This is a genomic window from Streptomyces sp. MK7, from assembly GCF_032658145.1.
In the GTDB taxonomy this organism is placed as follows: Bacteria; Actinomycetota; Actinomycetes; order Streptomycetales; family Streptomycetaceae; genus Streptomyces; species Streptomyces spiralis.
The window spans coordinates 16564-42007 of the sequence record NZ_JAVACL010000031.1; the positions used below are offsets into that span (position 1 = coordinate 16564).

At 71.0% G+C, this 25444-nt stretch carries 24 protein-coding genes and 1 pseudogene; 5 read left to right on the top strand and 20 right to left on the bottom strand.

Translation table 11 applies throughout. The annotated features are described in order from the left end of the window. Positions 1–7: 7 nt before the first annotated feature. Both R2S09_RS27830 and R2S09_RS27835 read right to left on the bottom strand, forming a co-directional pair. Positions 8–508, bottom strand: coding sequence for an NUDIX hydrolase (locus R2S09_RS27830; RefSeq protein WP_306187917.1), 501 nt, complete (start codon positions 506–508; stop codon positions 8–10). Further along, the gene (locus R2S09_RS27835; RefSeq protein ID WP_306187915.1) at positions 505–1650 is read right to left on the bottom strand and encodes an ADP-ribosylglycohydrolase family protein; all 1146 of its coding nucleotides are present in this window, start codon (positions 1648–1650) and stop codon (positions 505–507) included. Before R2S09_RS27835 ends, R2S09_RS27830 begins: the two co-directional genes overlap by 4 nt. Before the next feature lie 172 nt (positions 1651–1822). On the opposite strand from R2S09_RS27835, the gene R2S09_RS27840 reads away from it, so the two are divergent. Further along, a complete protein-coding gene (locus R2S09_RS27840) occupies positions 1823–2974 on the top strand; it encodes a glycerate kinase (RefSeq protein WP_316743999.1) in 1152 nt (383 codons plus the stop codon). A gap of 390 nt (positions 2975–3364) precedes the next feature. Here the strand turns inward: R2S09_RS27840 and pssA are convergent, their stop codons facing one another. From pssA to R2S09_RS27885, 9 genes are all read right to left on the bottom strand, one after another. Then, on the bottom strand, positions 3365–4183 hold the full coding sequence (gene pssA / locus R2S09_RS27845; protein WP_306188095.1) for a CDP-diacylglycerol--serine O-phosphatidyltransferase: 819 nt from the start codon (positions 4181–4183) through the stop codon (positions 3365–3367). Between the two features lie 22 nt (positions 4184–4205). Further along, positions 4206–4862, bottom strand: coding sequence for a phosphatidylserine decarboxylase (locus tag R2S09_RS27850; RefSeq protein WP_306187911.1), 657 nt, complete (start codon positions 4860–4862; stop codon positions 4206–4208). Between the two features lie 169 nt (positions 4863–5031). Beyond that, complete coding sequence (locus R2S09_RS27855; RefSeq protein WP_316744001.1) at positions 5032–6237, bottom strand: acyl-CoA dehydrogenase family protein; 1206 nt, start codon at positions 6235–6237, stop codon at positions 5032–5034. Between the two features lie 3 nt (positions 6238–6240). Further along, complete coding sequence (locus R2S09_RS27860; protein WP_306187907.1) at positions 6241–6753, bottom strand: MaoC family dehydratase; 513 nt, start codon at positions 6751–6753, stop codon at positions 6241–6243. Between the two features lie 5 nt (positions 6754–6758). Beyond that, entirely contained in the window at positions 6759–7724 is a 966-nt protein-coding gene (locus R2S09_RS27865) for a CoA ester lyase (protein WP_306187904.1), read from the bottom strand. Next, positions 7721–9778: a protein meaA gene (locus R2S09_RS27870; protein ID WP_316744002.1), complete on the bottom strand. Its 2058-nt coding sequence runs from the start codon at positions 9776–9778 to the stop codon at positions 7721–7723. Before R2S09_RS27870 ends, R2S09_RS27865 begins: the two co-directional genes overlap by 4 nt. A gap of 9 nt (positions 9779–9787) precedes the next feature. Next, positions 9788–11125, bottom strand: coding sequence for a crotonyl-CoA carboxylase/reductase (ccrA, locus tag R2S09_RS27875; RefSeq protein ID WP_306188094.1), 1338 nt, complete (start codon positions 11123–11125; stop codon positions 9788–9790). Between the two features lie 458 nt (positions 11126–11583). Then, positions 11584–12402 (bottom strand): TetR family transcriptional regulator, encoded by an 819-nt coding sequence (locus R2S09_RS27880; RefSeq protein WP_316744003.1) that lies wholly within the window; start codon positions 12400–12402, stop codon positions 11584–11586. A 136-nt stretch (positions 12403–12538) separates the two neighbouring features. Next, complete coding sequence (locus R2S09_RS27885; RefSeq protein ID WP_316744004.1) at positions 12539–14344, bottom strand: 3-hydroxybutyryl-CoA dehydrogenase; 1806 nt, start codon at positions 14342–14344, stop codon at positions 12539–12541. A 375-nt stretch (positions 14345–14719) separates the two neighbouring features. Between R2S09_RS27885 and R2S09_RS27890 the strand changes: the two genes are divergently transcribed. After that, positions 14720–15295, top strand: coding sequence for an adenylosuccinate lyase (locus R2S09_RS27890; RefSeq protein WP_316744006.1), 576 nt, complete (start codon positions 14720–14722; stop codon positions 15293–15295). A 133-nt stretch (positions 15296–15428) separates the two neighbouring features. Here R2S09_RS27890 and R2S09_RS27895 read toward each other — a convergent pair whose 3' ends face one another. From R2S09_RS27895 to R2S09_RS27925, 7 genes are all read right to left on the bottom strand, one after another. After that, positions 15429–15827: a RidA family protein gene (locus R2S09_RS27895; protein ID WP_306187895.1), complete on the bottom strand. Its 399-nt coding sequence runs from the start codon at positions 15825–15827 to the stop codon at positions 15429–15431. 61 nt (positions 15828–15888) lie between these two features. Beyond that, positions 15889–17481: an alpha/beta hydrolase gene (locus tag R2S09_RS27900; RefSeq protein WP_316744066.1), complete on the bottom strand. Its 1593-nt coding sequence runs from the start codon at positions 17479–17481 to the stop codon at positions 15889–15891. A 416-nt stretch (positions 17482–17897) separates the two neighbouring features. Next, on the bottom strand, positions 17898–18248 hold the full coding sequence (locus R2S09_RS27905) for a hypothetical protein (protein WP_316744008.1): 351 nt from the start codon (positions 18246–18248) through the stop codon (positions 17898–17900). Next, positions 18245–19540: a hypothetical protein gene (locus R2S09_RS27910; RefSeq protein ID WP_316744010.1), complete on the bottom strand. Its 1296-nt coding sequence runs from the start codon at positions 19538–19540 to the stop codon at positions 18245–18247. The genes R2S09_RS27905 and R2S09_RS27910 overlap by 4 nt, the downstream gene beginning before the upstream one ends. Continuing rightward, positions 19537–19962, bottom strand: a complete 426-nt coding sequence (locus tag R2S09_RS27915) for a hypothetical protein (RefSeq protein WP_316744012.1) — start codon at positions 19960–19962, stop codon at positions 19537–19539. Before R2S09_RS27915 ends, R2S09_RS27910 begins: the two co-directional genes overlap by 4 nt. A gap of 607 nt (positions 19963–20569) precedes the next feature. After that, entirely contained in the window at positions 20570–20743 is a 174-nt protein-coding gene (locus R2S09_RS27920) for a CsbD family protein (protein ID WP_306187890.1), read from the bottom strand. Between the two features lie 166 nt (positions 20744–20909). After that, positions 20910–21074: a hypothetical protein gene (locus R2S09_RS27925; protein ID WP_306187888.1), complete on the bottom strand. Its 165-nt coding sequence runs from the start codon at positions 21072–21074 to the stop codon at positions 20910–20912. 67 nt (positions 21075–21141) lie between these two features. On the opposite strand from R2S09_RS27925, the gene R2S09_RS27930 reads away from it, so the two are divergent. Next, positions 21142–21372 carry a hypothetical protein gene (locus R2S09_RS27930; protein WP_306187886.1) on the top strand — a complete coding sequence of 77 codons (231 nt, stop codon included), beginning with the start codon at positions 21142–21144 and terminating at the stop codon, positions 21370–21372. Between the two features lie 253 nt (positions 21373–21625). Here R2S09_RS27930 and R2S09_RS27935 read toward each other — a convergent pair whose 3' ends face one another. Both R2S09_RS27935 and R2S09_RS27940 read right to left on the bottom strand, forming a co-directional pair. Further along, positions 21626–21832 (bottom strand): hypothetical protein, encoded by a 207-nt coding sequence (locus R2S09_RS27935; RefSeq protein ID WP_306187884.1) that lies wholly within the window; start codon positions 21830–21832, stop codon positions 21626–21628. Between the two features lie 32 nt (positions 21833–21864). Continuing rightward, positions 21865–22113: pseudogene (locus R2S09_RS27940) on the bottom strand (radical SAM protein); the annotation flags it as partial. Positions 22114–22311: 198 nt separating this feature from the next. Here R2S09_RS27940 and R2S09_RS27945 point away from each other — a divergent pair. Together R2S09_RS27945 and R2S09_RS27950 are read left to right on the top strand one after the other, a co-directional pair. Then, positions 22312–22755: an SRPBCC family protein gene (locus R2S09_RS27945; protein WP_306187883.1), complete on the top strand. Its 444-nt coding sequence runs from the start codon at positions 22312–22314 to the stop codon at positions 22753–22755. Positions 22756–22914: 159 nt separating this feature from the next. Then, positions 22915–25377 (top strand): MFS transporter, encoded by a 2463-nt coding sequence (locus R2S09_RS27950; RefSeq protein WP_316744013.1) that lies wholly within the window; start codon positions 22915–22917, stop codon positions 25375–25377. Positions 25378–25444: the final 67 nt, after the last annotated feature.

The following is a 25444-nucleotide window of genomic DNA, read 5'->3' on the forward strand; positions in this document are numbered from 1 at the left end:
GGGCCGGTCAGCCGACGCGCCGGCCGTTCTCCAGTTCCGCCGTGCCCGCGTTCTCGGTGAGGACGTCGAGGGCGGCAAGGACGCGGCGGCCCAGGGCATCCGGCAGGTGGGCGGCGAGTTCGCCGCGCGGGACGAGTCGCCAGGACAGCAGCTCCTCCTCCTGGAGGCGGATCGCCTTGAGGTCCTCCTCGGCGAGGACTCCGCCGTCGTAGACGTACGCCACCAGCGGCGGGCGTCCCGTGCCGGGCACCCAGTCGACCGCGAGCAGCCGCCCCGGCTCCCGGTCGAGGCCGATCTCCTCCAGCGTCTCGCGGCGCGCGCCCTGGCGCGGTGTCTCACCGTCGTCCGACTCGACCGTGCCGCCCGGCAGCGCCCATCCCTCCCGGTAGTTGGGCTCGACGAGCAGCACCCGCCCCTCGGCGTCGCGGAAGAGCACGGCAGCACCGGCGAGGACACGGGGCAGCCCGGCGATGTAGGTGGCGTAGTCCGGGAAGTCGGGAGTGGTCATCCTGGAAGGGTAGCCAGTCGCAGCGTCCGCTGCGCCAGGTCGCTGATCCGTACGCCGTCGAAACCGAAGACCGCGCTGCGCACGGTGTCCTCCAGAGGGTCCTTCCACTGGGCCGGGATGCCCTGCGCTCCGGTGAGCACGCCGGCCACCGAACCGGCCGTCGCGCCGTTGGAGTCGGTGTCCAGGCCGCCGCGGACGGTCAGTGCGACGGTGCGGGTGAAGTCGCCGTCGCCGTAGAGCAGACCGGCCGTGAGGACGGCGGCGTTCGGGACGGTGTGGATCCAGCCGAGCCCCGCGGTCTCCTCCGCGAGCGTGGTCAGGGTGTCCTCCCAGGGCAGCCGCGTCTCGTGCAGGGAGACGGCGCGGCGTACGGTGCGGGCCAGACGGCTGCTCGCCGGGATCACCGTGAGCGCGGTGTCGAGCGCGGCACGGACGCCCGGCGCGGTGAACGCCGCCGCGATCAGCGCGGCCGCCCACATGGCGCCGTACACACCGTTGCCGGTGTGCGACAGCACCGCGTCGCGGCGGGCCAGCGAGGCGGCGCGGCGCGGGTCGCCAGGGCTGGTCCAGCCATGGATGTCGGCACGGATCAGGGCGCCGATCCACTCCTGGTAGGGGTTGTCGTACGTCGCGGTCAGGGGCGGTTTGAGACCGTTGGCCAGGTTGCGGTACGCGGCGCGCTCGGCGGTGAACGTCTGCAGATACGGCAGCCGCAGCAGCCACAGGTCGCCGACCTGCTCGGTGCTGAAGCCGAAGCCGTGGGTCTCCAGCAGGTCGAGGCCGAGGATCGCGTAGTCGATGTCGTCGTCGCGGCAGCTGCCGCGGATGCGGCCGCGCACGCAGCTGCGCCACTCGGGCCGCAGCTCCGGGAGGTCGTCGGCTCCGACGGGTTCGGGGAGGTAGTCGGTGAGCGGCAGCGCGGCGGCCCGGCGCAGATAGCGGTCGATGCGGTCGCGGGTCCACACCTCGCCCTGCTCGACCGGCTTGCCCAGCATGTTGCCCGCGATCCGGCCCAGCCAGCCGCCGAGGACGCGGTCGGCGAGTTCCGCGCGGTCGGCAGGGGCCGGACGGTCGGCGGCGGCCGGACGGTCGGTGAGCGTCGGATGGTCGGCGCGGCCCGGATCGGTGCCCACAGGGGTCATAGGATCGGTGTACCCGCTTTCGTCCGCGACGTCCCCCGGCCGTCCTCGGCGGTCCCCTGTGCTTCTCAGGGAGCGGGCGGGGCATGGCGCGGGGGACGGTCGCCGGTTATGGTCGCAGCGGCGCGACTGGCCCCCCTGACGTGCGGGGCCCGGAGAGCAAGGGGATTGCAAGGTGGTGGACGCTGCAGTGCACGGCACCCGCGGGGTGCTGGTTGCCGCGGACAAGTTCAAGGGCTCGCTCACGGCCGTACAGGTGGCCGAGCGGGTGACGGCCGGGCTGCGCCGGGTCGTGCCGGACCTCCAGGTCGAGGCGCTGCCCGTGGCCGACGGCGGCGACGGGACCGTGGACGCGGCGGTCGCGGCCGGGTTCGAGCGCCGTGAGATACGGGTCGCCGGCCCCCTCGGCGACGAGGTGACGGCCGCGTTCGCGCTGCGCGGCGACACCGCGGTCGTGGAGATGGCGGAGGCGAGCGGGCTGCAACGGCTGCCGGCCGGTGTCCTCGCGCCGCTCACGGCGTCCACGTACGGCTCCGGCGAACTGCTGCGGGCCGCGCTGGACGCGGGGGCGCGGACGATCGTGTTCGGTGTCGGCGGCAGCGCGACCACGGACGGGGGCGCGGGGATGCTGTCCGCGCTCGGGGCCCGGTTCTCCACCGCGGCCGGTGAGCCGATCCCGCCGGGCGGCGGCGGACTGGCGGAACTCGCCCACGCCGACCTGTCCGGCCTCGACCCCCGGCTCGCCTCGGTCGAGTTCGTGCTCGCCAGCGACGTCGACAACCCGCTGACCGGACCGAAGGGGGCGCCCGCGGTCTACGGTCCGCAGAAGGGCGCGTCCCCGCAGGACGTGGAGACGCTGGACGCGGCGCTCGCGCACTACGCGAAGGTTTTGGAGGAGGCGATCGGGGCCGGGGCGGCCGAGTACGCGGCGTCGCCCGGGGCCGGGGCCGCGGGCGGCATCGGGTACGGCGCACTCATCCTCGGCGCCCGGTTCCGGGCCGGCATCGAGGTCATGCTGGACGTGCTCGGCTTCGCGCCGGCACTGGCGCGGGCGTCCCTGGTGATCACCGGTGAGGGCTCGCTGGACGAGCAGACCCTGCACGGCAAGGCCCCGGTGGGGGTCGCCACGGCAGCCCGCGCCGCGGACAAGGAGGTCGTCGCCGTCTGCGGGCGCCTGGCGCTGGCACCTGAGGTCCTCGGCAGGGCCGGCATCCGCCGGGCGTACGCCCTGACCGACGTGGAGCCCGACGTGTCGAAGTGCATTGCCGACGCCGGCCCGATCCTCGAACGCGTGGCGGAACACATCGCCCGGGACTTCCTCCTCTGACGACTCCCGGGCGAGCGAACCGACCGCCCGACACCCGGAGGAACCCCCGAAAGAGGCAGGGCACCCTCGGCCCGGCGCTCCCTTGGCCCGGGGGTTCCTCCTCGGCCCTCGTGCCTCCCTCGGCCCGCAGGGCTCTTCGTGGCGGGGGGCGCTTGCCCGGCATACGGGTGGCTCCTCGGGGCGGGGTGCTTGCCCGGCCTACGTGCGGCTCCTGGCGCCCGGTGCCTGCTCGGGCCCGCGGGCTGTGCTCGGTTCCGGGAGCCCCGGGTGGATTCGGCAGCCTCGCCGCGCCGGCGCACGACCGGCGGGACGACCGCGCCCCGGACAGCGGAAGGGCCCCCGAACCGTGAGGTTCGGGGGCCCTTGCCCGTCGTACGCCGTACGCGACCGCTACGGCAGCTGAGCCGCCCGTGCCTCGCGGCGGTTGTCCCGGAAGTTGTTCACCCGGCGCGCCGTGGCGAACAGCGGGATCACCGCGCCCATGACCAGCTGCAGCGCGCAGCCGGTCTGGAGGAGCAGCTGGCCGCTCGGGGCGTCCAACGCCCAGGCGGCGAGCAGGCCCATCGACAGCACGATCCAGGAGAGCATCGCCACCGCCAGGCGCCCCCGCGGCTTGGGGTACTCCACGCGGCTCACCATCAGCCACGCCGTGCCCAGGATCGCCAGCAGCGTCGCCACGAAGGGCAGCTCCAGCAGCACGATGGACACCACCGTCAGCGCGCCGAAGGGCGAGGGCATGCCCTGGAACATGCCGTCCTTCATGGTCACGCAGGAGAATCTCGCCAGCCGCAGCACTACTGCCAGCAGCACCACGATCGCGCCCAGCGCGGCCACCCTCTGGTGGGCGTCGTCCGCGACCATGCCGTAGACGAGGACGAAGTACGCCGGGGCCAGGCCGAAGCTGATCAGGTCCGAGAGGTTGTCCAGCTCCGCGCCCATGGGGGAGGAGCGCAGCTTGCGGGCGACCAGGCCGTCGAACAGGTCGAAGACCGCCGCGCACAGCATCAGGATGACGGCCGTGGCGGCGCTGTGCCGGGCCATGCCCGACTCGCTGCTGCCGGTGAGGTGCGGGATCAGGATGCCGGTGGTGGTGAAGTACACCGCCATGAAGCCGCAGGTGGCGTTGCCCAGGGTGAGGGTGTCCGCTATCGACAGGCGCAGCGAGAGGGGCATCTCCTCCTCGTCGTCCACGTCATCGGCCTCGGGCACCCAGCCGGCCTGGGTGTCGGGATCAATCACGGTCAATGCGAGTCACCCCAGCCACGGTCTTCTGACCGACCTCGACCGCGACCTCCACGCCCTCGGGCAGGTAGAGGTCGACGCGCGAGCCGAAGCGGATCAGACCGATCCGGTCGCCCTGCTCGACCTTGGTGCCCGACGGGACGTAGGGGACGATACGGCGGGCCACCGCGCCGGCGATCTGGATCATCTCGATGTCGCCGAGCTCGGTGTCGAAGTGCCAGACGACCCGCTCGTTGTTCTCGCTCTCCTTGTTGAACGCCGGAACGAACCCGCCGGGGATGTGCTCGACCGACGTCACAGTGCCGGAGAGCGGGGCACGGTTGACGTGGACGTTCAGCGGGCTCATGAAGATCGCGACGCGGGTGCGGCCGTCCTTCCAGGGCATGATGCTCTGCACCACGCCGTCGGCGGGCGAGATGACCCGGCCCTGGGCGATCTCGCGCTCCGGGTCGCGGAAGAACCACAGCATCCCCGCCGCCAGCGCGGTGGCGGGGACGGCTACGGCCCTGGCCGCGCCGGAGCGGCGGGCGCGGACGAGGCTGACGGCCGCGGTGGCGACGGTCGGCAGAAGCCACGGCGATGCTCCGCGCGCGAGGCGTACGCCGGCGAGGCTGTCGCGAGGTGCAGAGGTTTGGCTGTGGGGCATGGATGACCTTCGTAGCGGATGATGCCGCGCTTCGACGGGGGACGGCGGCTTTCCGCGATCGTAGCGGTTAAGGGCCACAACTGGGTAAGCCGGGAAGCCGAGTCGGCGGCCGATAACCGTTGACGGGGTGTGATCTTCTTCTCGGCGAAAACACCCCGTATGCGGACAATCAGCCCTGGAACCGATACTCTTCGAGCAGTCTGCGGCCGATGATCATTTTCTGGATCTCGGCGGTACCTTCACCGATGAGCAGCATGGGGGCCTCGCGGTAGAGGCGCTCGATCTCGTACTCCTTCGAGAAGCCGTAGCCGCCGTGGATGCGGAAGGCGTCCTCGACGACCTCCTTGCAGTACTCGGAGGCCAGGTACTTCGCCATCCCGGCCTCGAGGTCGTTGCGCTGGCCGGAGTCCTTCTTCCGGGCCGCGTTGACCATCATGGCATGAGCGGCCTCGACCTTGGTGGCCATCTCGGCGAGTTTGAACTGAATGGCCTGATGCTGGGCGATCGGCTTGCCGAAGGTGTGCCGCTGCTGGGCGTACTGGACGCCCAGCTCGAAGGCACGCTGGGCGACGCCGCAGCCACGCGCCGCCACATTGACCCGGCCGACCTCGACGCCGTCCATCATCTGGTAAAAACCCCGGCCGGTGGTGCCGCCGAGCACCCGGTCGGCCGGAATCCGCAGGCCGTCCATGATCAGCTCGGTGGTGTCGACACCCTTGTAGCCCATCTTGTCGATCTTGCCCGGGATGGTGAGGCCGGGGCGGACCTCGCCGAAACCGGGCTCCTTCTCCACCAGGAAGGTCGTCATCGACTTGTGCGGCGCGGTGCCCTCGGGGTGACCCTCGTCACTGCGGACCAGGACCGCGACCAGCGAGGAGGTGCCGCCGTTGGTCAGCCACATCTTCTGGCCGGTCAGGACGTACTCGTCGCCGTCCTTGACCGCCTTCGATGTGATCGCCGACACATCCGAGCCCAGCGCCGGCTCCGACATCGAGAACGCGCCCCGGATGTCACCGAGGGCCATCTTCGGCAGGAAGTAGTCCTTCTGCTCCTGCGTGCCGTGCTGCTTGAGCATGTACGCGACGATGAAGTGGGTGTTGATGATGCCGGACACCGACATCCAGCCGCGCGCGATCTCCTCCACGCACAGCGCGTACGTCAGCAGCGACTCGCCCAGGCCCCCGTACTCCTCGGGGATCATCAGACCGAACAGGCCCAGCTCCTTCAGGCCGTCCACGATCTGCTGCGGGTACTCGTCGCGGTGCTCCAGATCGGTCGCGACCGGGATGATCTCCTTGTCGACAAAGTCGCGGACCGTGGAGACGATCTCCTGCTGGACGTCGGTCAGACCGGCGGTCTGGGCGAGACGGGCCATGGCCTACTTCTCCTGCTGCTCGAGTTCCGGGCGGCCCGGCTGCTCGCCGCCGCGCTCCTTGATGTACGTCTCGGTCGGCACCATGACCTTGCGGCGGAACACGCACACCAGTGTGCCGTCCTGCTTGTAGCCCCTGGTCTCGACGTGGACGATGCCGCGGTCGTTCTTCGACTTCGACGGCCACTTGTCCAGGACCGTCGTCTCGCCGTAGATCGTGTCGCCGTGGAAGGTGGGCGCCACGTGCTTCAGCGACTCGATCTCCAGGTTGGCGATCGCCTTGCCGGACACGTCCGGCACCGACATGCCGAGCAGCAGGGAGTAGATGTAGTTGCCGACGACGACGTTCTTGCCGAAGTCCGTCGTCCGCTCCGCGTAGTTCGCGTCCATGTGGAGCGGGTGGTGGTTCATGGTGAGGAGACAGAACAGGTGGTCGTCGTACTCCGTGACCGTCTTGCCCGGCCAGTGCTTGTAGACCGCGCCGACCTCGAACTCCTCGTAGGTGCGTCCGAACTGCATCGCGCTCAGGCCTCCGGGATCTCGAACTTCGACGTACGGGTCATGCCGGCGGCGCGTCCCTTGCCCGCGATGACCAGCGCCATCTTGCGGCTGGCCTCGTCGATCATCTCGTCGCCGAGCATCGCGGAGCCCTTCTTGCCGCCCGCCTCGGACGTGCAGTACTCGTACGCGTCCAGGATCAGCTCGGCGTGGTCGTAGTCCTCCTGGGAGGGCGAGAAGACCTCGTTGGCGGCGTCCACCTGACCGGGGTGCAGCACCCACTTGCCGTCGAAGCCGAGCGCGGCGGCACGGCCGGCGACCTCGCGGAAGCCGTCGACGTTGCGGATCTGCAGGTAGGGGCCGTCGATCGCCTGGAGGTTGTTGGCGCGGGCGGCCATCAGGATCTTCATCAGGATGTAGTGGTAGGCGTCCGCCGGGTAGCCGGGCGGCTGCTCGCCCACGACGAGGGACTTCATGTTGATCGACGCCATGAAGTCGGCCGGGCCGAAGATGATCGTCTCGATGCGCGGGGAGGCCTGGGCGATCTCGTTGACGTTGTTGAGGCCCTGGGCGTTCTCGATCTGCGCCTCGATACCGATGCGGCCCACCTCGAAGCCCATCGTCTTCTCGATCTGCGTCAACAGCAGATCAAGAGCGACGACCTGCTGGGCGTCCTGCACCTTCGGCAGCATGATGCAGTCAAGATTGGGGCCGGCACCCTCGACCACCGTCACGACGTCCCGGTACGTCCACTCGGTCGTCCAGTCGTTGACGCGCACCACCCTGGTCTTGCCCGTCCAGTCACCCTCGTTGAGGAACTTGACGATGGTGTGCCGGGCCTCCGGCTTGGCCAGCGGCGCGCACGCGTCCTCCAGGTCCAGGAAGACCTGGTCGGCCGGGAGGCCCTGCGCCTTCTCCAGGAAGCGCGGGTTGCTGCCCGGTACGGCCAGACAGGAGCGCCGCGGGCGAAGGCGGTTGACGGGCGTAGTCATGCGGGGACCTCCAGGGGGTCGAGCTTGTTCGCTTTCCGGATCTCGTCGACGATGCGGCCGATGATTCCGGTGATGTCGAAGTCCTTCGGGGTGAAGACGGCGGCCACTCCGGCGGCTCTGAGCTGCTCGGCGTCACCGTTCGGGATGATGCCACCCGCGATCACCGGTATATCTGTGGCACCGGCCACACGGAGCCGCTCCAGCACGTCCGGCACCAGCTGGGCGTGCGAACCGGAGAGGATGGACAGGCCGACCGCGTGCACGTCCTCGGCGAGGGCCGCGTCCACGATCTGCTCCGGCGTGAGCCGTATGCCCTGGTAGACCACCTCGAACCCGGCGTCGCGGGCGCGGACGGCGATCTGCTCCGCGCCGTTGGAGTGCCCGTCCAGGCCGGGCTTGCCGACCAGGAAGCGCAGCTTGCCGACACCGAGGTCACGTGCGGTGGCATCCACCTTCCGGCGGACGTCGGCCAGGGCCGAGCCCTCCTCGGCGGCCACCGCGACGGGCGCGGAGGAGACCCCGGTGGGCGCCCGGAACTCGCCGAACACCTCCCGCAGCGCCCCGGCCCACTCCCCGGTCGTGACACCCGCGCGGGCGCACTCCAGGGTGGCCTCCATGAGGTTGCCCGTGCCCTTGGCGGCCTCCTTCAGCCGCTCCAGCGCCTTGCAGGGGCGCGGGTGGTTGAAGGGCGGCTGGTAACGGGTGTCGCGCCAGCGCTGGAGCGAGGCGATGACACGGGCCTCGACCGCAGGGTCGACCGTCTGGATCGCGGTGTCCAGGTCGGCAGTGAGCGGGTTGGGCTCCGTCCCCTCGAAGATGTTGACGCCGACGATCTTCTCCTGACCGGACTCGATACGGGCCCGGCGCTCGGCGTGCGAGGCGACCAGCTGCGACTTCAGATAGCCGGACTCCACGGCGGCCATCGCGCCGCCCAGTTCCTGGATGTGGTCGATCTCGGCGATCACCGCCTCGACCAGCTGCTCCACCTTCGCCTCGATCACCTTCGAGCCCTCGAAGATGTCGTCGTACTCCAGCAGATCGCTCTCGTAGGCGAGCACCTGCTGGATGCGCAGCGACCACTGCTGGTCCCAGGGGCGGGGCAGGCCGAGCGCCTCGTTCCAGGCCGGCAGCTGCACGGCACGCGCGCGTGCGTCCTTGGAGAGGGTGACGGCCAGCATCTCCAGCACGATCCGCTGGACGTTGTTCTCCGGCTGGGCCTCGGTCAGGCCGAGCGAGTTGACCTGGACGCCGTAGCGGAACCGTCGCTGCCGGAGGTCCTCGATGCCGTAGCGCTCGCGCGTGATCCGGTCCCAGATCCGGCCGAAGGCGCGCATCTTGCACATCTCCTCGACGAAGCGGACGCCCGCGTTGACGAAGAAGGAGATGCGGGCGACCACGTCGCCCATGCGCTCCTGCGGCACCTGGCCGGAGTCGCGCACCGCGTCCAGGACGGCGATCGCGGTGGACATCGCGTACGCGATCTCCTGCACCGGCGTGGCGCCCGCCTCCTGCAGGTGGTAGCTGCAGATGTTGATCGGGTTCCACTTGGGCATGTGGGAGACCGTGTACGCGATCATGTCCGTCGTCAGCCGGAGCGAGGGTCCCGGCGGGAAGACATGGGTTCCCCGGGACAGGTACTCCTTGACGATGTCGTTCTGGGTCGTGCCCTGGAGCTTGGTGATGTCGGCGCCCTGTTCCTCGGCGACGACCTGGTAGAGCGCCAGCAGCCACATGGCCGTGGCGTTGATCGTCATCGAGGTGTTCATCTGCTCCAGGGGGATGTCCTGGAACAGGCGGCGCATGTCACCGAGGTGGGCGATCGGCACGCCCACCCGGCCCACCTCGCCGCGGGCGAGGACGTGGTCGGAGTCGTAGCCGGTCTGCGTCGGCAGGTCGAACGCCACCGACAGACCGGTCTGGCCCTTGGCGAGGTTGCGCCGGTACAGCTCGTTGGACGCCTCGGCCGTGGAGTGGCCGGCGTAGGTCCGCATGAGCCACGGCCGGTCCCGTTCCCTGTGCGCCTGCGCGGCTCCGGCAGGCTGACGCTCGCTCATGGACGCCTCTCAGATGTTCCGGAAGCGGTTGATGGCGTCGACGTGCCGGGCGCGCATCTCCTCGTCGCGCACGCCGAGGCCCTCCTCGGGGGCCATGCAGAGCACGCCGACCTTGCCCTGGTGGAGGTTGCGGTGGACGTCGTAGGCGGCCTGGCCGGTGTCCTGAAGGGAGTAGACCTTGGAGAGCGTCGGGTGGATCTTGCCCTTGGCGATGAGGCGGTTGGCCTCCCAGGCCTCGCGGTAGTTGGCGAAGTGCGAGCCGATGATCCGCTTCAGGGACATCCACAGGTAGCGGTTGTCGTACTCGTGCATGTAGCCCGAGGTGGAGGCGCACGTGGTGATGGTGCCGCCCTTGCGAGTGACGTAGACGCTGGCGCCGAAGGTCTCCCGTCCCGGGTGCTCGAAGACGATGTCGATGTCCTCGCCGCCGGTGAGTTCGCGGATGCGCTTGCCGAAGCGCTTCCACTCCTTGGGGTCCTGGGTGTGCTCGTCCTTCCAGAACTTGTAGTCCTCGGCGTTGCGGTCGATGATCGACTCGGCGCCCATGGACCGGCAGATCTCCGCCTTCTGCGGGCTGGAGACGACGCAGATGGGGTTGGCGCCGCCGGCGAGGGCGAACTGGGTGGCGTACGAGCCGAGGCCGCCGCTGGCGCCCCAGATGAGCACGTTGTCGCCCTGCTTCATGCCGGCGCCGTTGCGGGAGACCAGCTGGCGGTAGGCGGTGGAGTTGACCAGGCCCGGGGCGGCGGCCTCCTCCCACGACAGATGCGCGGGCTTCGGCATCAGCTGGTTGGACTTGACCAGGGCGATCTCGGCGAGGCCGCCGAAGTTGGTCTCGAAGCCCCAGATGCGCTGCTCGGGGTCGAGCATGGTGTCGTTGTGGCCGTCGGAGGACTCCAGCTCGACGGACAGGCAGTGCGCGACGACCTCGTCACCCGGCTGCCAGGCGTTCACGCCCGGCCCGGTGCGCAGGACGACGCCCGCGAGGTCGGAGCCGATGATGTGGTACGGCAGGTCGTGGCGCTTGGTGAGCTCCGAGAGCCTGCCGTAGCGCTCCAGGAAGCCGAAGGTGGACAGCGGCTCGAAGATCGAGGTCCACACCGAGTTGTAGTTGACCGAGGAGGCCATGACGGCCACCAGGGCCTCGCCCGGGCCCAGCTCGGGCACGGGGACCTCGTCCAGGTGGATCGACTTGCGAGGGTCCTTGTCGCGGGTGTCCAGCCCCGCGAACATCTCCGTCTCGTCCTTGTGCACGGTGATCGCGCGGTACGACTCGGGGAGCGGCAGTGCGGCGAAGTCGGCGGGCGTGGAGTCCGGCGACTGGATCGCGTCCAGGATGTCCTTCACGGTCACGGTGTTGCCTCCGGCGATGGGCGCCCTGAGGGAGGGGCGCTGAGGGTTACGTCGGTGCTGCTGAGGGGTGGGTGAGGGTGCCGTGGGTTCGGCGGGGGTGCCGTCGGTTCGGCGGGGTGGTGCTCTGGCAGCGCTTTGTGGCGCGGGAGGTTGCCTGTGACGCAGGCGTCCGGACGTGCGGACCATGGGCCCGCTGGGACAGCCGGCATGCGGTGCGGTCGCTGCACGCCGGTCGCCCGGACTCCTTCAACGTATGACACCCCGTGTCAGCTGGCAAGGCACTGAGTGCCATAACTTCCGCTCAGACGAAATCTTTACGCAACAAATGAGCGATGATCGATCGAATGCCACCTCGGGGCCGGGCGAAAGGGGCCCCTGACATGCCAAAACGGCCACCCCGCGGGGTGGCCGTTCTCACAGTGCGTCCGGCCCTCGTGGGCCGTCGCGCGACGTCAGCGCTCCTTCAGCGCCTCCTCGATGGTCCGCATCACCTCGTCCAGCGGGGCGTCGGTGCGGGCGACCGTCACCAGGACCTCGCCCCGCCGGGAGACCGCCGCCGCCGAGGCCGGGGCGGGCTGGGACGCGGTCGTGCGGCCGGCCCCGATCCCGGTTCCGAAGGTCTTGCGGACGATGGCGAAGGCGTGGTCCAGTTGCGTCTCCACGTCCCCCTGGCCGCCCGCCCGCAGCCAGCGCCGCAGCACGTGGTTGTGCGCGGTGACCACGGCCGAGGCGGCGACCTCGGCCAGCAGCGGGTCGTCGTTGGCGTCGTCGGCGTGCGCGTGCTCGTCGAAGTGGCCCAGCAGATAGCGGGTGAACAGGCGCTCGTAGCGGGCCACCGAGGCGATCTCCGCCTCGCGCAGCGTGGGCACCTCGCGGGTCAGCTTGTAGCGGGCGACCGAGATCTCCGGCTGCGCCGCGTACATCTTCATGACTTCCTTGATGCCCCGGCACACCGTGTCGAGCGGGTGCTCGTGCGCGGGGGCGGCGTTGAGCACCGCCTCGGCGCGGATCAGGGTGTCGTCGTGGTCGGGGAAGATCGCCTCTTCCTTGGAGCGGAAGTGGCGGAAGAAGGTGCGGCGGGCGACCCCGGCCGCCGCGGCGATCTCGTCGACCGTGGTCGCCTCGTACCCCTTGGTCGCGAACAGCTCCATCGCGGCGGCGGCCAGTTCCCGGCGCATCTTGAGCCGCTGGGCGGCCGCGCGGGAGCCCGCGGCGCTCTCCGGCGCGTCGGGCGTGGCTGGTGTACGTGAGGACTTGGCGGGCTGGGACATGCCCTGAACGTACTGCATGCGTGCGGCCCGGTGCGCAGGTCCCCGGCTTCCCCCCTGCCCGGCGGGCGGGGGCGGGGCGGCGGGCTCCAGCAGACCGCCCCACTCCCGCTCCGCCCGGAACCGGTCGGTTCCTCGGTCAGCGGCGGGCATATTCGCGGAAACCGCGGCCCGTCTTGCGGCCGAGGCAGCCCGCGGCCACCAGGTGCTCCAGCAGTGGCGCCGGGGCCAGGCCCGGGTCGCGGAACTCACGGTGAAGGACCTTCTCGATGGCCAGCGACACGTCCAGGCCGACCACGTCCAGCAGCTCGAAGGGGCCCATCGGGTAGCCGCCGCCGAGCCTCATGGCCGCGTCGATGTCGTCCAGGGACGCGTAGTGCTCCTGCACCATCTTGATGGCGTTGTTGAGGTACGGGAACAGCAGCGCGTTGACGATGAAGCCCGCGCGGTCGCCGCAGTCCACGGGGTGCTTCCCGATCTTCGCGCACACCTCGCGGACCGTCGCGTGGACGTCGTCCGCCGTCAGCACCGTACGCACCACCTCGACCAGCTTCATCGCCGGCGCCGGGTTGAAGAAGTGCATGCCGATCACGTCCTGCGGGCGCGAGGTGGCGCGCGCACAGGCGACCACCGGCAGCGAGGAGGTGGTCGTGGCGAGCACCGCGCCCGGCTTGCAGACCTTGTCCAGCGTCGCGAACAGCTGCTGCTTGACCGCCAGGTCCTCGGCGACGGCCTCCAGGGCCAGGTCCACGTCGGCGAAGTCGTCGTAGCTGCACGTCGCCGTGATCCGGTCCAGGGTCTGCGCGGCCGCCTCGGCGGTCAGCCGCCCCTTGTCGACAGAGCGCGAAAGCGACTTGCCGATACGGGCCTTCGCCGCCTGCGCCTTCTCCGCGCTGCGCGCGGCGAGCACCACCTCGAACCCGGCCTTCGCGAACACCTCCGCCATGCCGGAGGCCATGGTCCCCGAGCCGGCGACGCCGACGGAGCGGACCGGGCGGCCGGCGGCGAGGGTGTCGCCGTCCAGCGGGGTCAGCGCGTCCCGCACCACGGTGCCGCTGCCCGGAGCCTCGTAGGTGTAGAACCCGCGGCCCGCCTTGCGGCCGGTCAGGCCCGCCTCGCTGAGCTGCTTGAGGATCGGCGCGGGCGCGTGCAGCCGGTCGCGCGACTCGGCGTACATGGCATCCAGGACCGTACGCGCGGTGTCGACGCCGATCAGGTCGAGCAGGGCGAGGGGGCCCATCGGCAGCCCGCAGCCCAGCCGCATCGCTGCGTCGATGTCCTCACGGGAGGCGTACTTCGCCTCGTACATCGCGGCGGCCTGGTTGAGGTAGCCGAACAGCAGCCCGTCCGCGACGAACCCGGGCCGGTCGCCGACCGCGACGGGCTCCTTGCCCAGTTCCACGGCGAGGTCGGTGACGGCGGCGACCGCCTGCGGCGCGGTCAGCACGGAGGAGACCACCTCGACCAGCTTCATCGCCGGCGCGGGATTGAAGAAGTGCAGGCCGAGCACCCGCTCGGGGCGCGCCGAGTCGGCGGCCAGGCGGGTCACGGACAGGGCGTTGGTGCCGGTCGCCAGGATCGTCCCGGGCCGCACGATGCCGTCCAGCTCGCGGAAGATCTGCTGCTTGATCTCGTACGACTCCGGTGCCACCTCGATGACGAGGTCGGCGTCGGCCGCCGCGGTCAGTGCGGTGGAGGTGCGCACCCGGGCCAGGAGGTCCGCGCGCTCCTGTGCGGTGAGCCGGCCGCGCTCGACGGCATGGGCGGTGGAGAGCTCCAGGGCGGCGACGGACCGGGCGGCCGCCGCCTCGCTGATGTCGATGCCGATGACCTCGCGGCCGGCCCGGGCGAGGACTTCGGTGATGCCGGTGCCCATGGTGCCGAGACCGACGACGGCGATCGTCTTCAGCGGGGACAGAGAGGTGTCGGAGAGGGGAGTGGCCATCGCGGGACTCCAGGAATGAGGGTGACGACTGGGAACGCGGCCCGGTGCGCGAAGAAACGCGCACCGGGTGCGAGAAGAGGAATGCGGGTGTGGCCGGGCTACGAGCGCACACGCCCGGTGCCGCTCGCCGTGGGCGTACACACGCCCGGGCGGCGGCGGGATGCCGACCGGCTCTGTCCCCAAGCCGAGTCGTACTGCGGTACCTGACGTACCGAACCGACAACCCTCGCGGCGGCTGCGTCACCAGGCCGCTGCGAGGTGGTGCGAGCGGGTAACTCGCTCGTCTGAGCTTAACCCGTGGGTAACGAGCACGCCAGCCCCCCGAGTTTGTGATGTAGGTCCCGTTCGGGTGGCTCGGCGCCTAGGGTGAGCCTCGTGGACGAAGAGTTGCGATCGCTCACGGAGCGCTTACGGCAGGAGTCGGGCGGCACGGCGGCGTACCGGCGGCTGGAGGCGACCGACGACCCGGAGGAGCTGGCCGAGGTCCTCACGGCTCCGGGGCAGCCGCTGTGGGCCAGGGAGCTCGCGGCCTTCCGGCTGGGCCTCGCGGGCGACCGGCGGGCCTTCGAGTCCCTGGTCCTGCTCCTGAACCACCGTGACCCGCAGCGCTGCGCCGGCGCCGCCCACGCCCTGGCCCGCCTCGGCGATCCCCGCACCGCCCGGGCGGCGGCGGCCCTGGCCACCAACGAGCTGCGCGTCGCCTACGCGCTGCACCCCGTGCGCCTCCTGGTGGAACTGCGTGCCCCCGAGTCCGTTCCCGCGCTGATCACCACCCTGGAACGCCGACTGCGCCCGAACGACCCCTACCGCCGGGTGGCCCTCGCCTGCGTCGAGGGCCTGGGCACGCTCGGCGACGCACGGGCCCGCCCCGTCCTCGGCGAGGCCCTGGCCCACCCGGCCCTCGCCGAGGCCGCGGTACGGGCGCTGGCCCGGATCCCCAAGCAGCGCTGACCGCGGTCCGGATGCCGTAGCAGTGCTGACCGCGGTCCGGATCCCGAGGCAGTGCTGACCGCCGGTCCGGATGCCGTAGCAGCGCCGACCGCCGGCCCGGCCGCGGCACGGACCCCTGGCGGCGGGACCCGCCCTACTCGGCCACCACCGCGAACGCCTCGATCTCCATCAGGAACTCCGGGCGGACCAGGGCGGCCACCTGGACCGCCGAGGAGGCGGGCAGGCGGTCGTCCGGTATGTGGGCGGCGCGGGCCTCGCGGATGGCCGGCATGTGGCTCATGTCCGTGACGAAGTACGTGAGTTTGACGACGTCGTCGAAGCCCGCCCCGGCGGCGGCGAGGCAGCGGCGGAGGTTCTCGAAGACCTGGCGGGCCTGGGCCGCCGGGTCGTCCTCCCCGACGAGCTTGCCGTCCTCGTCCAGCGGGAGCTGGCCGGAGACCGCGACGAAGCGGCCGGTGCCCATGACGACATGGGTGTACTGCGCGGCGGGGGCGACCCCCTCGGGGGCGGGGATCCGGGTCGGCTCGGTCATGGCTCCATGGTGGACCACGGGTCTGACAACCGGGGCCCGGCCCCCGCCCCCGACGGCCGGATCAGCCGCGGAAGCCCACCAGCCCGTGCAGCGTCGCACCCCGCGACGCGCCGGACGAGGAGGGGACCGCCGCCTTCGTGCGCTCGGGCTTCGGGTCGGGCAGCCTCTCGCACTCCGCGTCCGCCGCGCCGGCCCGGCCGCGCGGCACCGTGCCGTCGGTCAGATACCGCGTCAGGTACCCGTCCAGACAGCCGTTGCCGCTCAGCGTGATGCCGTGGTTGCCACCGCCCCGCTCGACGACCAGGCGGGAGCCGGCCAGGAGGTGATGGACCCTCACCCCGCCCTCGTAGGGGGTCGCCGCGTCGTCGGTCGCCTGGAACAGCAGGACCGGTGGCAACTCGGCATTGGCGATGTCCACCGGCCGCCGGGGCGCGGCAGGCCAGAAGGCGCACGGTGCGTTGTACCAGGCGTTGTTCCAGGCCATGAACGGCGCCTTGCCGTACACCGCCCAGTTGTCCGCGCGCCACCGTGTCCAGTCGCGCGGCCAGGCGGTGTCACGGCACTGCACCGAGGTGTAGACGCCGTAGCCGTTGGCGCCCGCGGCGTCGACGGCGCCGTGGTCGGCGTACGCCTGCACCAGCGGCCCGGTCTTCCCCTCGTTCACGTAGGCCGCGAACGCCCGGGCGAGGGCGGGCCAGTAGCCGTTGAAGTAGCCGCCCGGCATGAAGGTGTCCTCCAGTTCGGAGGCGCCGACCCTGCCGTCCGCGGGGTGCCGGGCGAGCGCCGCCCGCATCCTGTACCACTTGGCCTCGACCACCGCCGGATCCGTGCCCAGCCGGTACGTCGCGTCGTACTTGGCGATCCAGGCCATGAGGGCGCGGTGGCGGTCGTTGAAGGCGTAGTCCTGCCGGAGGTTGTCGTCGTACCAGACTCCGGTCGGGTCGACGATCGAGTCCAGGACCAGGCGGCGCACCCGCTCGGGGAAGAGCTTGGCGTACACCGCGCCGAGGTAGGTGCCGTAGGAGTAGCCGAAGTAGTTGATCCGCTGTGCGCCGAGGGCCCGGCGGATCCAGTCCATGTCCGTGGCCGCGTCGACGGTGTCGATGTGCGGCAGCAGGTTCGCGTACTTCCGGCCGCAGGCGGCGGCGTAGGACCGGACGCGCGCGAGGTTGGCCTTCTCCAGCGCGGGGGTGCCCGGCACCGAGTCCGGGCGCACCGGCTTGAAGTAGTCCGGCACGCACGTCATGGCCGGTTCGCTGGCGCCCACCCCGCGCGGGTCGAAGCCGATGACGTCGTACTGCGCCGCGACCGCCTTGGGCAGCGAGGAGGCCACGAAGGAGGCGAGCGAGAGCCCGCTGCCGCCCGGGCCGCCCGGGTTGACCAGCAGCGGCCCCTGGTAGGTCTTCGCGGTGTGCGGGACGCGGGACAGCGCCAGCGTGATCTGCCGCCCGGACGGATGCCGGTGGTCCAGCGGCACCTTCAGGGATCCGCACTGCAGGGTGGGATGGTCGGTGGTGCCGCACTTCCTCCAGCTGACCGCGGGGGCCCGGACGGCGGCCGCGGGGCGCGACGGGCTCGCGTCGGCGGGGACGGCCGTGACGGAACCGGCGACGACGGCGGCGGCGCCGAACAGCACGGCGGCGCGTCTTCTCATGCGTCCTCCCAGGACGGAGAGGCTGCGGACCGCTGGTCTGGCGATCCTCGCCGCATCGTCCCGGAAAGCACCCTTGTAAGAACGCGTTCCGACGATTGTTGACCCGATTGGGCCGTGCGATGCGCTCGAACGACTTCTGCTGAGCGTGAGTTGGACCGGCTCGGACATCGAGGGCGGATGCGGTGCGGCGGTGTCCGGCTTCGCCGGGCGGATGCGCCGCGGCATCCTCGCGCGCGTGGGACCGATGCCGTACTCCTTGGCCAGGTCGTGCACCTGACGGGTCATCCGGCGCTGGTACCACTTCGGGGCGTAGGCGCCGTCGGCGTACAGGCGCTCGTAACGGCGCACCAGATGCGGGTGGTGCCGGCCGAGCCAGGCCATGAACCACTCGCGGGCGCCGGGCCGCGGATGCAGTGTCAGCGGGGTGACGGAGGTGGCCCCGGCCGCCGTGATCGCCCGTGCGCGGGCGTGCCCGGCTCCACGGTGCGCCACAGCTCGGGGTCGGTGAAGCCGACGGAGACGGAGATGCCCACGTCGGTGACCTCGGCCGCCTGCGTCAGCAGGTGCTGGTCGCGCGTGATGAGCGTGCCTTTGGTCAGGATCGAGAACGGGTTCGCGTGGTCGCGCACGGCGGCCGGGATGCCCGGCATCAGGCGGTAGCGCCCCTCGGCCCGCTGGTGGCAGTCGACGTTGGTGCCCATCACGATGTGCTCGCCCTGCCAGCGGCGCGAGGCCGGCTGGCGGCGCAGCAGTTCCGGCGCGTTCACCCCATGCCCACGAGCGACGCTATCCCGTGCCCCCAGGTGCCTGCCGGGCCGGGCCAGGTGAGGGGCGTCCAGAACGAGGCGACCAGCCCGAGGATGGCGGCCAGGGGAATCGCCAGGAACAGGAGACACCCGGCGGTGTCCTCTGAAGTCCTGTCCAGCCTGTCGACCATCGTACCTATCGCGACCAGCACGGTGAGCGCGCACAGCAGCGCGCCGAGAAGGCTCGTCACGAAGGTGAACAAGACCGCTTCCCACACGGCCGGATGGGAACCGTATGCTGCCCGATTGGACGTGACGAGGAGCGCTGGGATCCAGGGCTGGACGCCAGGGCAAACAATCCAGAGCAAAATGATACGAAAATACCGGGGTGGCCCGGGCACATCTTTCTCTCTGGTGCGGCGTCGGGCCGACGTCGGAGCCGCACCGGCCCCGCCGCTGTCGCCGGCCGCCTGGGACTGCTTCCCGTCGAGGGCACCGGCCAGCTTGTTGATCAGAGCCTCGCTGACCTCATCGGTAGGAGCCGTGGCTTTGCCGGTCGGCGTGGCTTCCGCATCCGGCTTCCGAACCCACTCGCCCAAAAGGACATCGGGGACGGCGCCCCCGCCGTTCTGCCCAGGCAGCCCCTCACCCAGCAGCCGCAGGTCGTCGCGCATTGCCCCGAGTTCCGCCTCGACCCGCTCCAGGAACTCGGAGTACTGCTCGCCCTCTTCCCTCAGGGCGACCGTGTCCAACGGGTCCTCGCCGGGAACGGCGTCCGCACTCGGGTCCGACCGTGCCTGTTCCTGTATCTGGTCCCGGGCCTCTTCCTCTTCCCGTTGCCGCTGCTCCTCGGCACGCCGCCGCTGCGCCAGCTCCGCCTGCGCCTGAGCCAGCAGTGTCTCCGTCTTCTCACGCTCCTGGACGGCCTCCCGCATCATCTGCTGCGCCTTGATGACCCGCAGCTCTGCGTTCTGCAGTTGCTCCTGCACCTCGGTGAGCGCCTGCTCCCGTCCTTCGGCCCGCGCGCGCTCCGCCTTCTCCTCCAGCTCTGCGACGCGGGCCGCCCACTCGGCCTGTGTCGTGCGCAGCCCACGGATCAGCTGGTTGACACGCCCCTGCATGTATTCCAGGGCCTCACCGCGCGAGACGGCCCGTGCCAGCGAGTCTTCCGAGCCGTCCGCGCTCCCGTAGAGGTGCAGATGCGCGATGAACTGGCTGCCCTTGGATTGGTAGACGTGCCCGTCTTCCGATGCGCTCCCCCAGAACTCGGCCCGTCTCCGGGCCTCTCCGCCTGGCTCCACCACACTGCTCATTGTTCGGTGATGTGCTGGTCACCCATGGACTGGTAGATGCGGGAGCTTCCCGACGCTTTTGCCTGGAGCCGTACGTTTCCGTGGATCTGTTGCCGGGCGGGTTCGGAGCGCAGCCGGGCCAGCAGGGTGCGCAGTTCCTCGCCGGCGTCGGGGTGCTCGCCGAGCAGTCCCGCCACCCGCTGCTGCCAGTCACTCGCGACATGCTGCCCGGTGGCCTCCGGGTTCCCGCTGTCAGCGGCCGCCAGCAGCGCGCGGCGAGAGGTCTCCAGTTCCCGGCCAACCTCGTCCGCGGCCTGTGGGCGGTGCCTGCGCCACACGGCGACGATGCCGTCCCGCGCCTGCTGCCAACTCTCTGTCACGAGAAGGGTGACTACCGCTGTTCCGGCCTCCCCGGCCAGGGTGTTGAGCAGAGACGGGTCCATGTTTCCCCCCGAGGTGACGACCCGGGCCGCGCTGTCCCGGCCTTGATGAGATGGATTGAGCCACAGTAGCCCAACTCCGGTTAAATGAAGTGATGTTGCTGTTGCCTTTCCAGCTCCGCCTGTGCTGACAGGTCACGACGGCCGAGGGCGTCATCATCGCCCTGGCCCTTCTCGGGGGCCTCGGCGTGACGTGGGCGGCACCGAACGGGGAGACCAAGGACCAACCGTGACCGCGGCCCTGGATCCGACCGCGAACGTCGCGGTCGCTGCCGCGGTCGGCTGGGCGCAGTCGCGGTGTTCTGCTCTGCGGCTCGGCAGGACGGGCAGATGACCTGGGCGGTGGTTCTGTAGCGGCAGGCGAGGCCCTGGCGGCGCGGGCAGCAGCCGACCTGGTCGGGCCCTGCACCCGAGGATGCGCGCCGCGGTGGCCCGGTCCGTCGTGGGGTCGATGCGTCTGGGCATCTCGAACATGTATTCGAATGAACGTCCGGCGCCTTGCCGCGGCCGGTCGAGCTGTTCCGTGGCATTGCGACGACTTCGTGGAAGGAAGGGCCTTCACCCCTTGGTCGAGGGTGAAGGCCCAGCGCTGATGAGGGGCGACCAGAGGTCAGCGCTTGAACATGTCCTTGATCTTCTCCTTGGCCTGGCGTGCGTCGCCCTTGGACTTTTCCGCCTGGCCCTCGACGACCATCGGGTCATCGACAGCGGTTCGTCCCATGGTCCTCTTGAGCTTTCCCTTGACCTGCTCGGCCTTGGCCTTGGCCTTCTCGCCAGCCGACATGGCAGACGCGCCTCCTGCCGTGTTTGACGATTTGTTCGGATTTGCCGGTAAATCTCATTTGCCCGGTACTGTCCCTCGCAAACAGGTGATACGGCCGTGCGCAGGTGGTTCGGTGCGATCACCGAACGCGCGCCTCGCCGCCGGGCCCCTGCCTGTACAGCTGCAGTCACCTTCCCGACCGTTGGTCCTGCCGGTACGGGCGGAACAGCACCTCCGACGACAGGTGGATGAGCTGCTGCCGGAGCGCGGTGCGCGGTCGTACGGCGAGCTGCCGGTAGGCGGCGTGCCATTCCTCTTGTGCGCGTGCGAGGCCGTCGGGGATCGAGCCCATGAAGGGATCCTCGCCGACCTGCGGGCCGCTGCGGCAGAGGCCAGAGTGGAGCTGGGGATCCTTGTCGATGAGCGAGGCGACCGCAGTGGATGATCCGGGGCGCTTCCACCTCACCCTGACCGCCGGCGGCCGCATGGTGCAGCAGGGCTGGTGGGGGAGCGAGGCCACCGCGCGCTGGAAATGGTCCGGCTGGGTCGGGGAGTACAGCGGCCTGCACGGTGCCCGCATCGTCCTCGTCGACGAGGAGACCGGCGAGACGCTGGCCAGCTGGCCGAAGCCCGAGCCGGGTCACGGCTGAGACGCGCGGTCGGGGTCGGCCGACCTGCTCCTGGACGGCGTCGAGGACCAGGTGCCACGGGTACTCCTTCGGCTTGCCCTGACCGGGCCGGTTCGGCACGAAGCCGCCCTCGCCGTACAGGACGCGCCCCCGGCTCACCTCGGTCCACGGGGCTCGGAACTGCGAGTTCGCCCCTTTCTCAGCCGCACGTGAGCGGAGTCAGGCTGGGACCCGCCGTACCGCCCGGCTTGCGGTCCCGCGATGCGGCGGGGGATCAGCGGCCGTCGCGGCCCGTGCGGTCGCGCAGGAGTAGCCATCGTTCGATTCCTGCGTTGACGGCGGGGCGCGCCGCTTCGTGGAACAGAGCGGCGTAGGCCTGGCCGGCGGTGCCCGTGGTGGGGGAGCCGCCGGGCACCTCCTGGGTCGGCATCGACTTCGCCATGCCCTTCCAGGCCCTGTCTGCGTCTCGTGTGCTGAGCACTGAACCTCCAGGCCGAAATAGGGTCATCACGTGAAGCAGAGGCACGCGTGCGTGCAGCCCCGGTAGGGGTTCACGGTCCATTCGAAGGGCATGCGGGAGGCGCCCGGCACGCGGTTGATGATCGAGCGGGCCCGGATCTCGTGGAAGGTGATCCCGCGGAAATCGGGCGTGTCGAAGGTGCGGGTGGTCACCGCGTCCGCGCCGGACAGCGCGGCGTCGGCCCGGCTGTGTTCAAGGGTCCCGGAGCCCCCGGAGTCCGCTGTGCGGTTGTCCCAGCGCATCACGCCTGCCTTGTTCGGTGGCACTGGGCAGCAGAATAGAACATGTGTTCCCTTGATCGTGCGGGCGATCGCTCGGCTGCTGTTCCTGATCGCCCGGGCCGCCGGATCCGATCACTTGCCGGACCCGGATTTGGGGTCCCGGGTGCGGGGTGGTTGGCTGTGTCCCAACCCCGAGAACGGATGTCCTGGAGGAACCCCATGGCGCAGGTCGAGGCCACTACGGAGCGGGTCGTCGCGGCGGACGCGGAGAAGGTGTTCGACGCCCTCGCCGACTACAGCGGCACCCGTGAGCGGCTGCTGCCCGAGCACTTCAGCGAGTACGAGGTGCGCGAGGGCGGGGACGGCGAGGGCACCCTCGTCCACTGGAAGCTCCAGGCCACCAGCAAGCGGATCCGCGACTGCCTCATGGAGGTCGGCGAGCCCACCGACGGCGAGCTCGTCGAGAAGGACCGCAACTCCTCCATGGTCACCACCTGGCGGGTCACCCCGGCCGGCGAGGGCCGCTCCCGGGTCGTCGTCACCACCACCTGGAAGGGCGCCGGCGGCATCGGCGGCTTTTTCGAGAAGACGTTCGCACCCAAGGGCCTCGCCCGGATCTACGACGCCCTGCTCGCCAAGCTCGCCGCCGAGGTCGAGAAGTAGATCCGGGGTCGCAACTCACCCCACGGCGGGCCCTGTTGACCCTCACCGGTTCGAGTGATCTCCCCACAGCCTTGCCCAACGCCGTAACTCGCCGCGCTTGTACGTAGTTGTCGCGTTACGCGTGGACATGGCGCGGTACAAGCGACGAGGGAGAGGCGCGTGGGCGGGATCACTCTGGTGCAGGACGAACCGGTCGTGCCGCCGCCCCCGGACACGGCCGCCGCGGCGCCGGCCGCGCGGACGCCGGCCGCACCGCCGGACGCCGTCCCTCAGCTCGGCCCGCGCCGGGTGCGGCTGGTCTTCCTCGGGCTGATGCTCGCGCTTCTGCTCGCCGCGCTCGACCAGATGATCGTGGCCACCGCGCTGCCCAAGATCGTCGGCGAGCTGCACGGCCTGGACAAGATGTCCTGGGCGATCACCGCCTACCTGCTCACGGCCACCGTCGGACTGCCCGTCTACGGCAAACTGGGCGACCTCATCGGCCGCAAGGGCGTGTTCCAGTTCGCCATCGGCGTCTTCGTCATCGGCTCGGCGCTCGCCGGCCGGGCCCAGACCATGGACCAGATGATCGCCTTCCGGGCCGTGCAGGGCATCGGCGCCGGCGGGCTGATGATCGGCGTGCAGGCCATCATCGCGGACATCGTGCCGCCCCGGGAGCGCGGCCGGTTCATGGGACTCATCGGTGCCGCCTTCGGGCTCGCCTCCGTCGCGGGACCGCTGCTCGGCGGGTACTTCACCGACCATCTGTCCTGGCGCTGGTGCTTCTACATCAACGTGCCCTTCGGCCTGGTCACCTTCGCCGTCGTCACCGTCGTGCTCAAGCTGCCCAGGACCCGGGTCAGGGCCCGCTTCGACGTGCCGGGCACCCTGCTGCTCGCCGCCGCCTCCACCTGCCTGGTGCTGCTGACCAGCTGGGGCGGCACCGAGTACGCCTGGGGCTCGCACGTCATCGTCGGCCTCGGCGCCGGAGCCGCGGCGGCCGCCGTCCTCTTCGTCGTCGCCGAGCACTACGCCGCCGAACCCCTCATCCCTCTGCGGCTGTTCCGGGACTCCGTCTTCAACATCAGCGGCCTGGTCGGGCTGGTCGTCGGCGTGGCGCTGTTCGGCGCGGCCAGCTATCTGCCCACCTTCCTGCAGATGGCCGACGGCGCCTCGGCGACCGAGTCCGGACTGCTGATGCTGCCCATGATGGGCGGCGTCGTGGGCGCGTCGATCCTGTCCGGGCAGCTCATCAGCCACACCGGCCGCTACCGGATCTACCCGGTCCTCGGCTGCGCCCTGTCCGCCGTCGGCATGTGGCTGCTGTCCCGTCTGGAGATCGGCACCACCCGGCTGGAGTACAGCGTCTGGATGGCCGTGCTCGGCGCCGGCATCGGCCTGGTCATGCCGGTCCTGGTGCTCGCCGTGCAGAACTCCGTGCGCCCCGCCGACCTCGGCACGGCGACCAGTGCCAACAACTACTTCCGGCAGATCGGCGGCAGCGTCGGCGCCGCCGTCTTCGGCACCCTGTTCGCCGACCGGCTCGCCGACGCCCTGCACGACCGCCTCCCCGCGCGCGCGGGCACCGGCCTGCCCGACCCGGAGTCGATCACTCCTGAGGTGGTGCGCACGCTGCCGCCGGCCCTGCGCGACGCCTACGTCCAGGCATACGCCGACGCCATGCCGCGGATCTTCCTGTATCTCGTGCCGGTCCTGGTGCTCGGCCTGATCATCGCCTTCTTCCTCAAGGAGAAACCTCTGGTGTCCCACAACACCCCCGCCGCACCCGCCTACGAGGCCGCGCCCGTCTACGGGACGGAGCCCGCCGCACCGGCCGCCGGCGTCTCGGTGCCGGGAGTGCCGCAGGCGCGTTCGCCGTACCCGGCCGGAGTCCCCGTCTGCGGCACCGTGCAGCACGCGGACGGCACCGTCGTGCCCCGCGCGGCGCTCACCCTCATCGACGTCGGCGGACAGCAGATCGGGCGGGGCGCGAGCGGTGAGGACGGACGGTACGCGCTGTCCACGCCGGGTTCCGGGGCGTACGTCCTGATCGCCGCCGCCGGAGGGCACCAGCCGCAGGCGGTCTCCGTGACCGTCGGCGAGCGGCCCGTCGAACTCGACGTCGTCCTCGGCGGCGCCGGACGCCTCGCGGGCACCGTGTGCACCGCGGACGGCACCCCGGTGCGGGACGCCGCCGTCACCCTGACCAACGTCCACGGCGAGGTCGTCGCCGGCACCCGCAGCGGGCGCGAGGGCGGCTACGTCATCACCGAACTGGTCGCCGGGGAGTACACCCTGGCCGCCAGCGCGCCCGCCTTCCGGCCGACCGCGCTTCCCGTCAGCGTGCAGGCCTCGCGGGAGACCCGCCAGGACGTGGAACTGGCGGGCGGCGCCGTACTGCGCGGCACGGTACGGGCCGGCGGCGGGCGGCCGGTGGAGGACGCCCGCGTCACCCTGCTCGACGCCGCCGGCAACGTCGTCGACACCCTCACCACCGGACCCGACGGAACGTTCCGGTTCGTGGACCTGTCCTCCGGCGAGTACACCGTGATCGCGGCCGGCTACCCACCGGTCGCCACGGTGCTCCAGGTGGCGGGCGGCGGCCGCACGGAACGGGACCTTCAGCTCGGACACGAGGACTGATCCGGCCGCGGGGGGCGTGCCCCACCGGGGGCGGGAATGTCGATCGGTGGGGTGTGGCCGGGGGCCG

Excerpts from the sequence above, each read along its gene's own strand:
- R2S09_RS27830 (WP_306187917.1), bottom strand. The coding sequence starts at position 508 with ATGACCACTCCCGACTTCCCGGACTACGCCACCTACATCGCCGGGCTG.
- R2S09_RS27835 (WP_306187915.1), bottom strand. The coding sequence starts at position 1,650 with ATGACCCCTGTGGGCACCGATCCGGGCCGCGCCGACCATCCGACGCTC.
- R2S09_RS27850 (WP_306187911.1), bottom strand. The coding sequence starts at position 4,862 with ATGCCCCACAGCCAAACCTCTGCACCTCGCGACAGCCTCGCCGGCGTA.
- R2S09_RS27855 (WP_316744001.1), bottom strand. The coding sequence starts at position 6,237 with ATGGCCCGTCTCGCCCAGACCGCCGGTCTGACCGACGTCCAGCAGGAG.
- R2S09_RS27860 (WP_306187907.1), bottom strand. The coding sequence starts at position 6,753 with ATGCAGTTCGGACGCACCTACGAGGAGTTCGAGGTCGGCGCGGTCTAC.
- R2S09_RS27865 (WP_306187904.1), bottom strand. The coding sequence starts at position 7,724 with ATGACTACGCCCGTCAACCGCCTTCGCCCGCGGCGCTCCTGTCTGGCC.
- R2S09_RS27870 (WP_316744002.1), bottom strand. The coding sequence starts at position 9,778 with ATGAGCGAGCGTCAGCCTGCCGGAGCCGCGCAGGCGCACAGGGAACGG.
- R2S09_RS27880 (WP_316744003.1), bottom strand. The coding sequence starts at position 12,402 with ATGTCCCAGCCCGCCAAGTCCTCACGTACACCAGCCACGCCCGACGCG.
- R2S09_RS27885 (WP_316744004.1), bottom strand. The coding sequence starts at position 14,344 with ATGGCCACTCCCCTCTCCGACACCTCTCTGTCCCCGCTGAAGACGATC.
- R2S09_RS27895 (WP_306187895.1), bottom strand. The coding sequence starts at position 15,827 with ATGACCGAGCCGACCCGGATCCCCGCCCCCGAGGGGGTCGCCCCCGCC.
- R2S09_RS27900 (WP_316744066.1), bottom strand. The coding sequence starts at position 17,481 with ATGAGAAGACGCGCCGCCGTGCTGTTCGGCGCCGCCGCCGTCGTCGCC.
- R2S09_RS27910 (WP_316744010.1), bottom strand. The coding sequence starts at position 19,540 with ATGAGCAGTGTGGTGGAGCCAGGCGGAGAGGCCCGGAGACGGGCCGAG.
- R2S09_RS27915 (WP_316744012.1), bottom strand. The coding sequence starts at position 19,962 with ATGGACCCGTCTCTGCTCAACACCCTGGCCGGGGAGGCCGGAACAGCG.
- R2S09_RS27920 (WP_306187890.1), bottom strand. The coding sequence starts at position 20,743 with ATGTCGGCTGGCGAGAAGGCCAAGGCCAAGGCCGAGCAGGTCAAGGGA.
- R2S09_RS27925 (WP_306187888.1), bottom strand. The coding sequence starts at position 21,074 with ATGGGCTCGATCCCCGACGGCCTCGCACGCGCACAAGAGGAATGGCAC.
- R2S09_RS27930 (WP_306187886.1), top strand. The coding sequence starts at position 21,142 with ATGAGCGAGGCGACCGCAGTGGATGATCCGGGGCGCTTCCACCTCACC.
- R2S09_RS27945 (WP_306187883.1), top strand. The coding sequence starts at position 22,312 with ATGGCGCAGGTCGAGGCCACTACGGAGCGGGTCGTCGCGGCGGACGCG.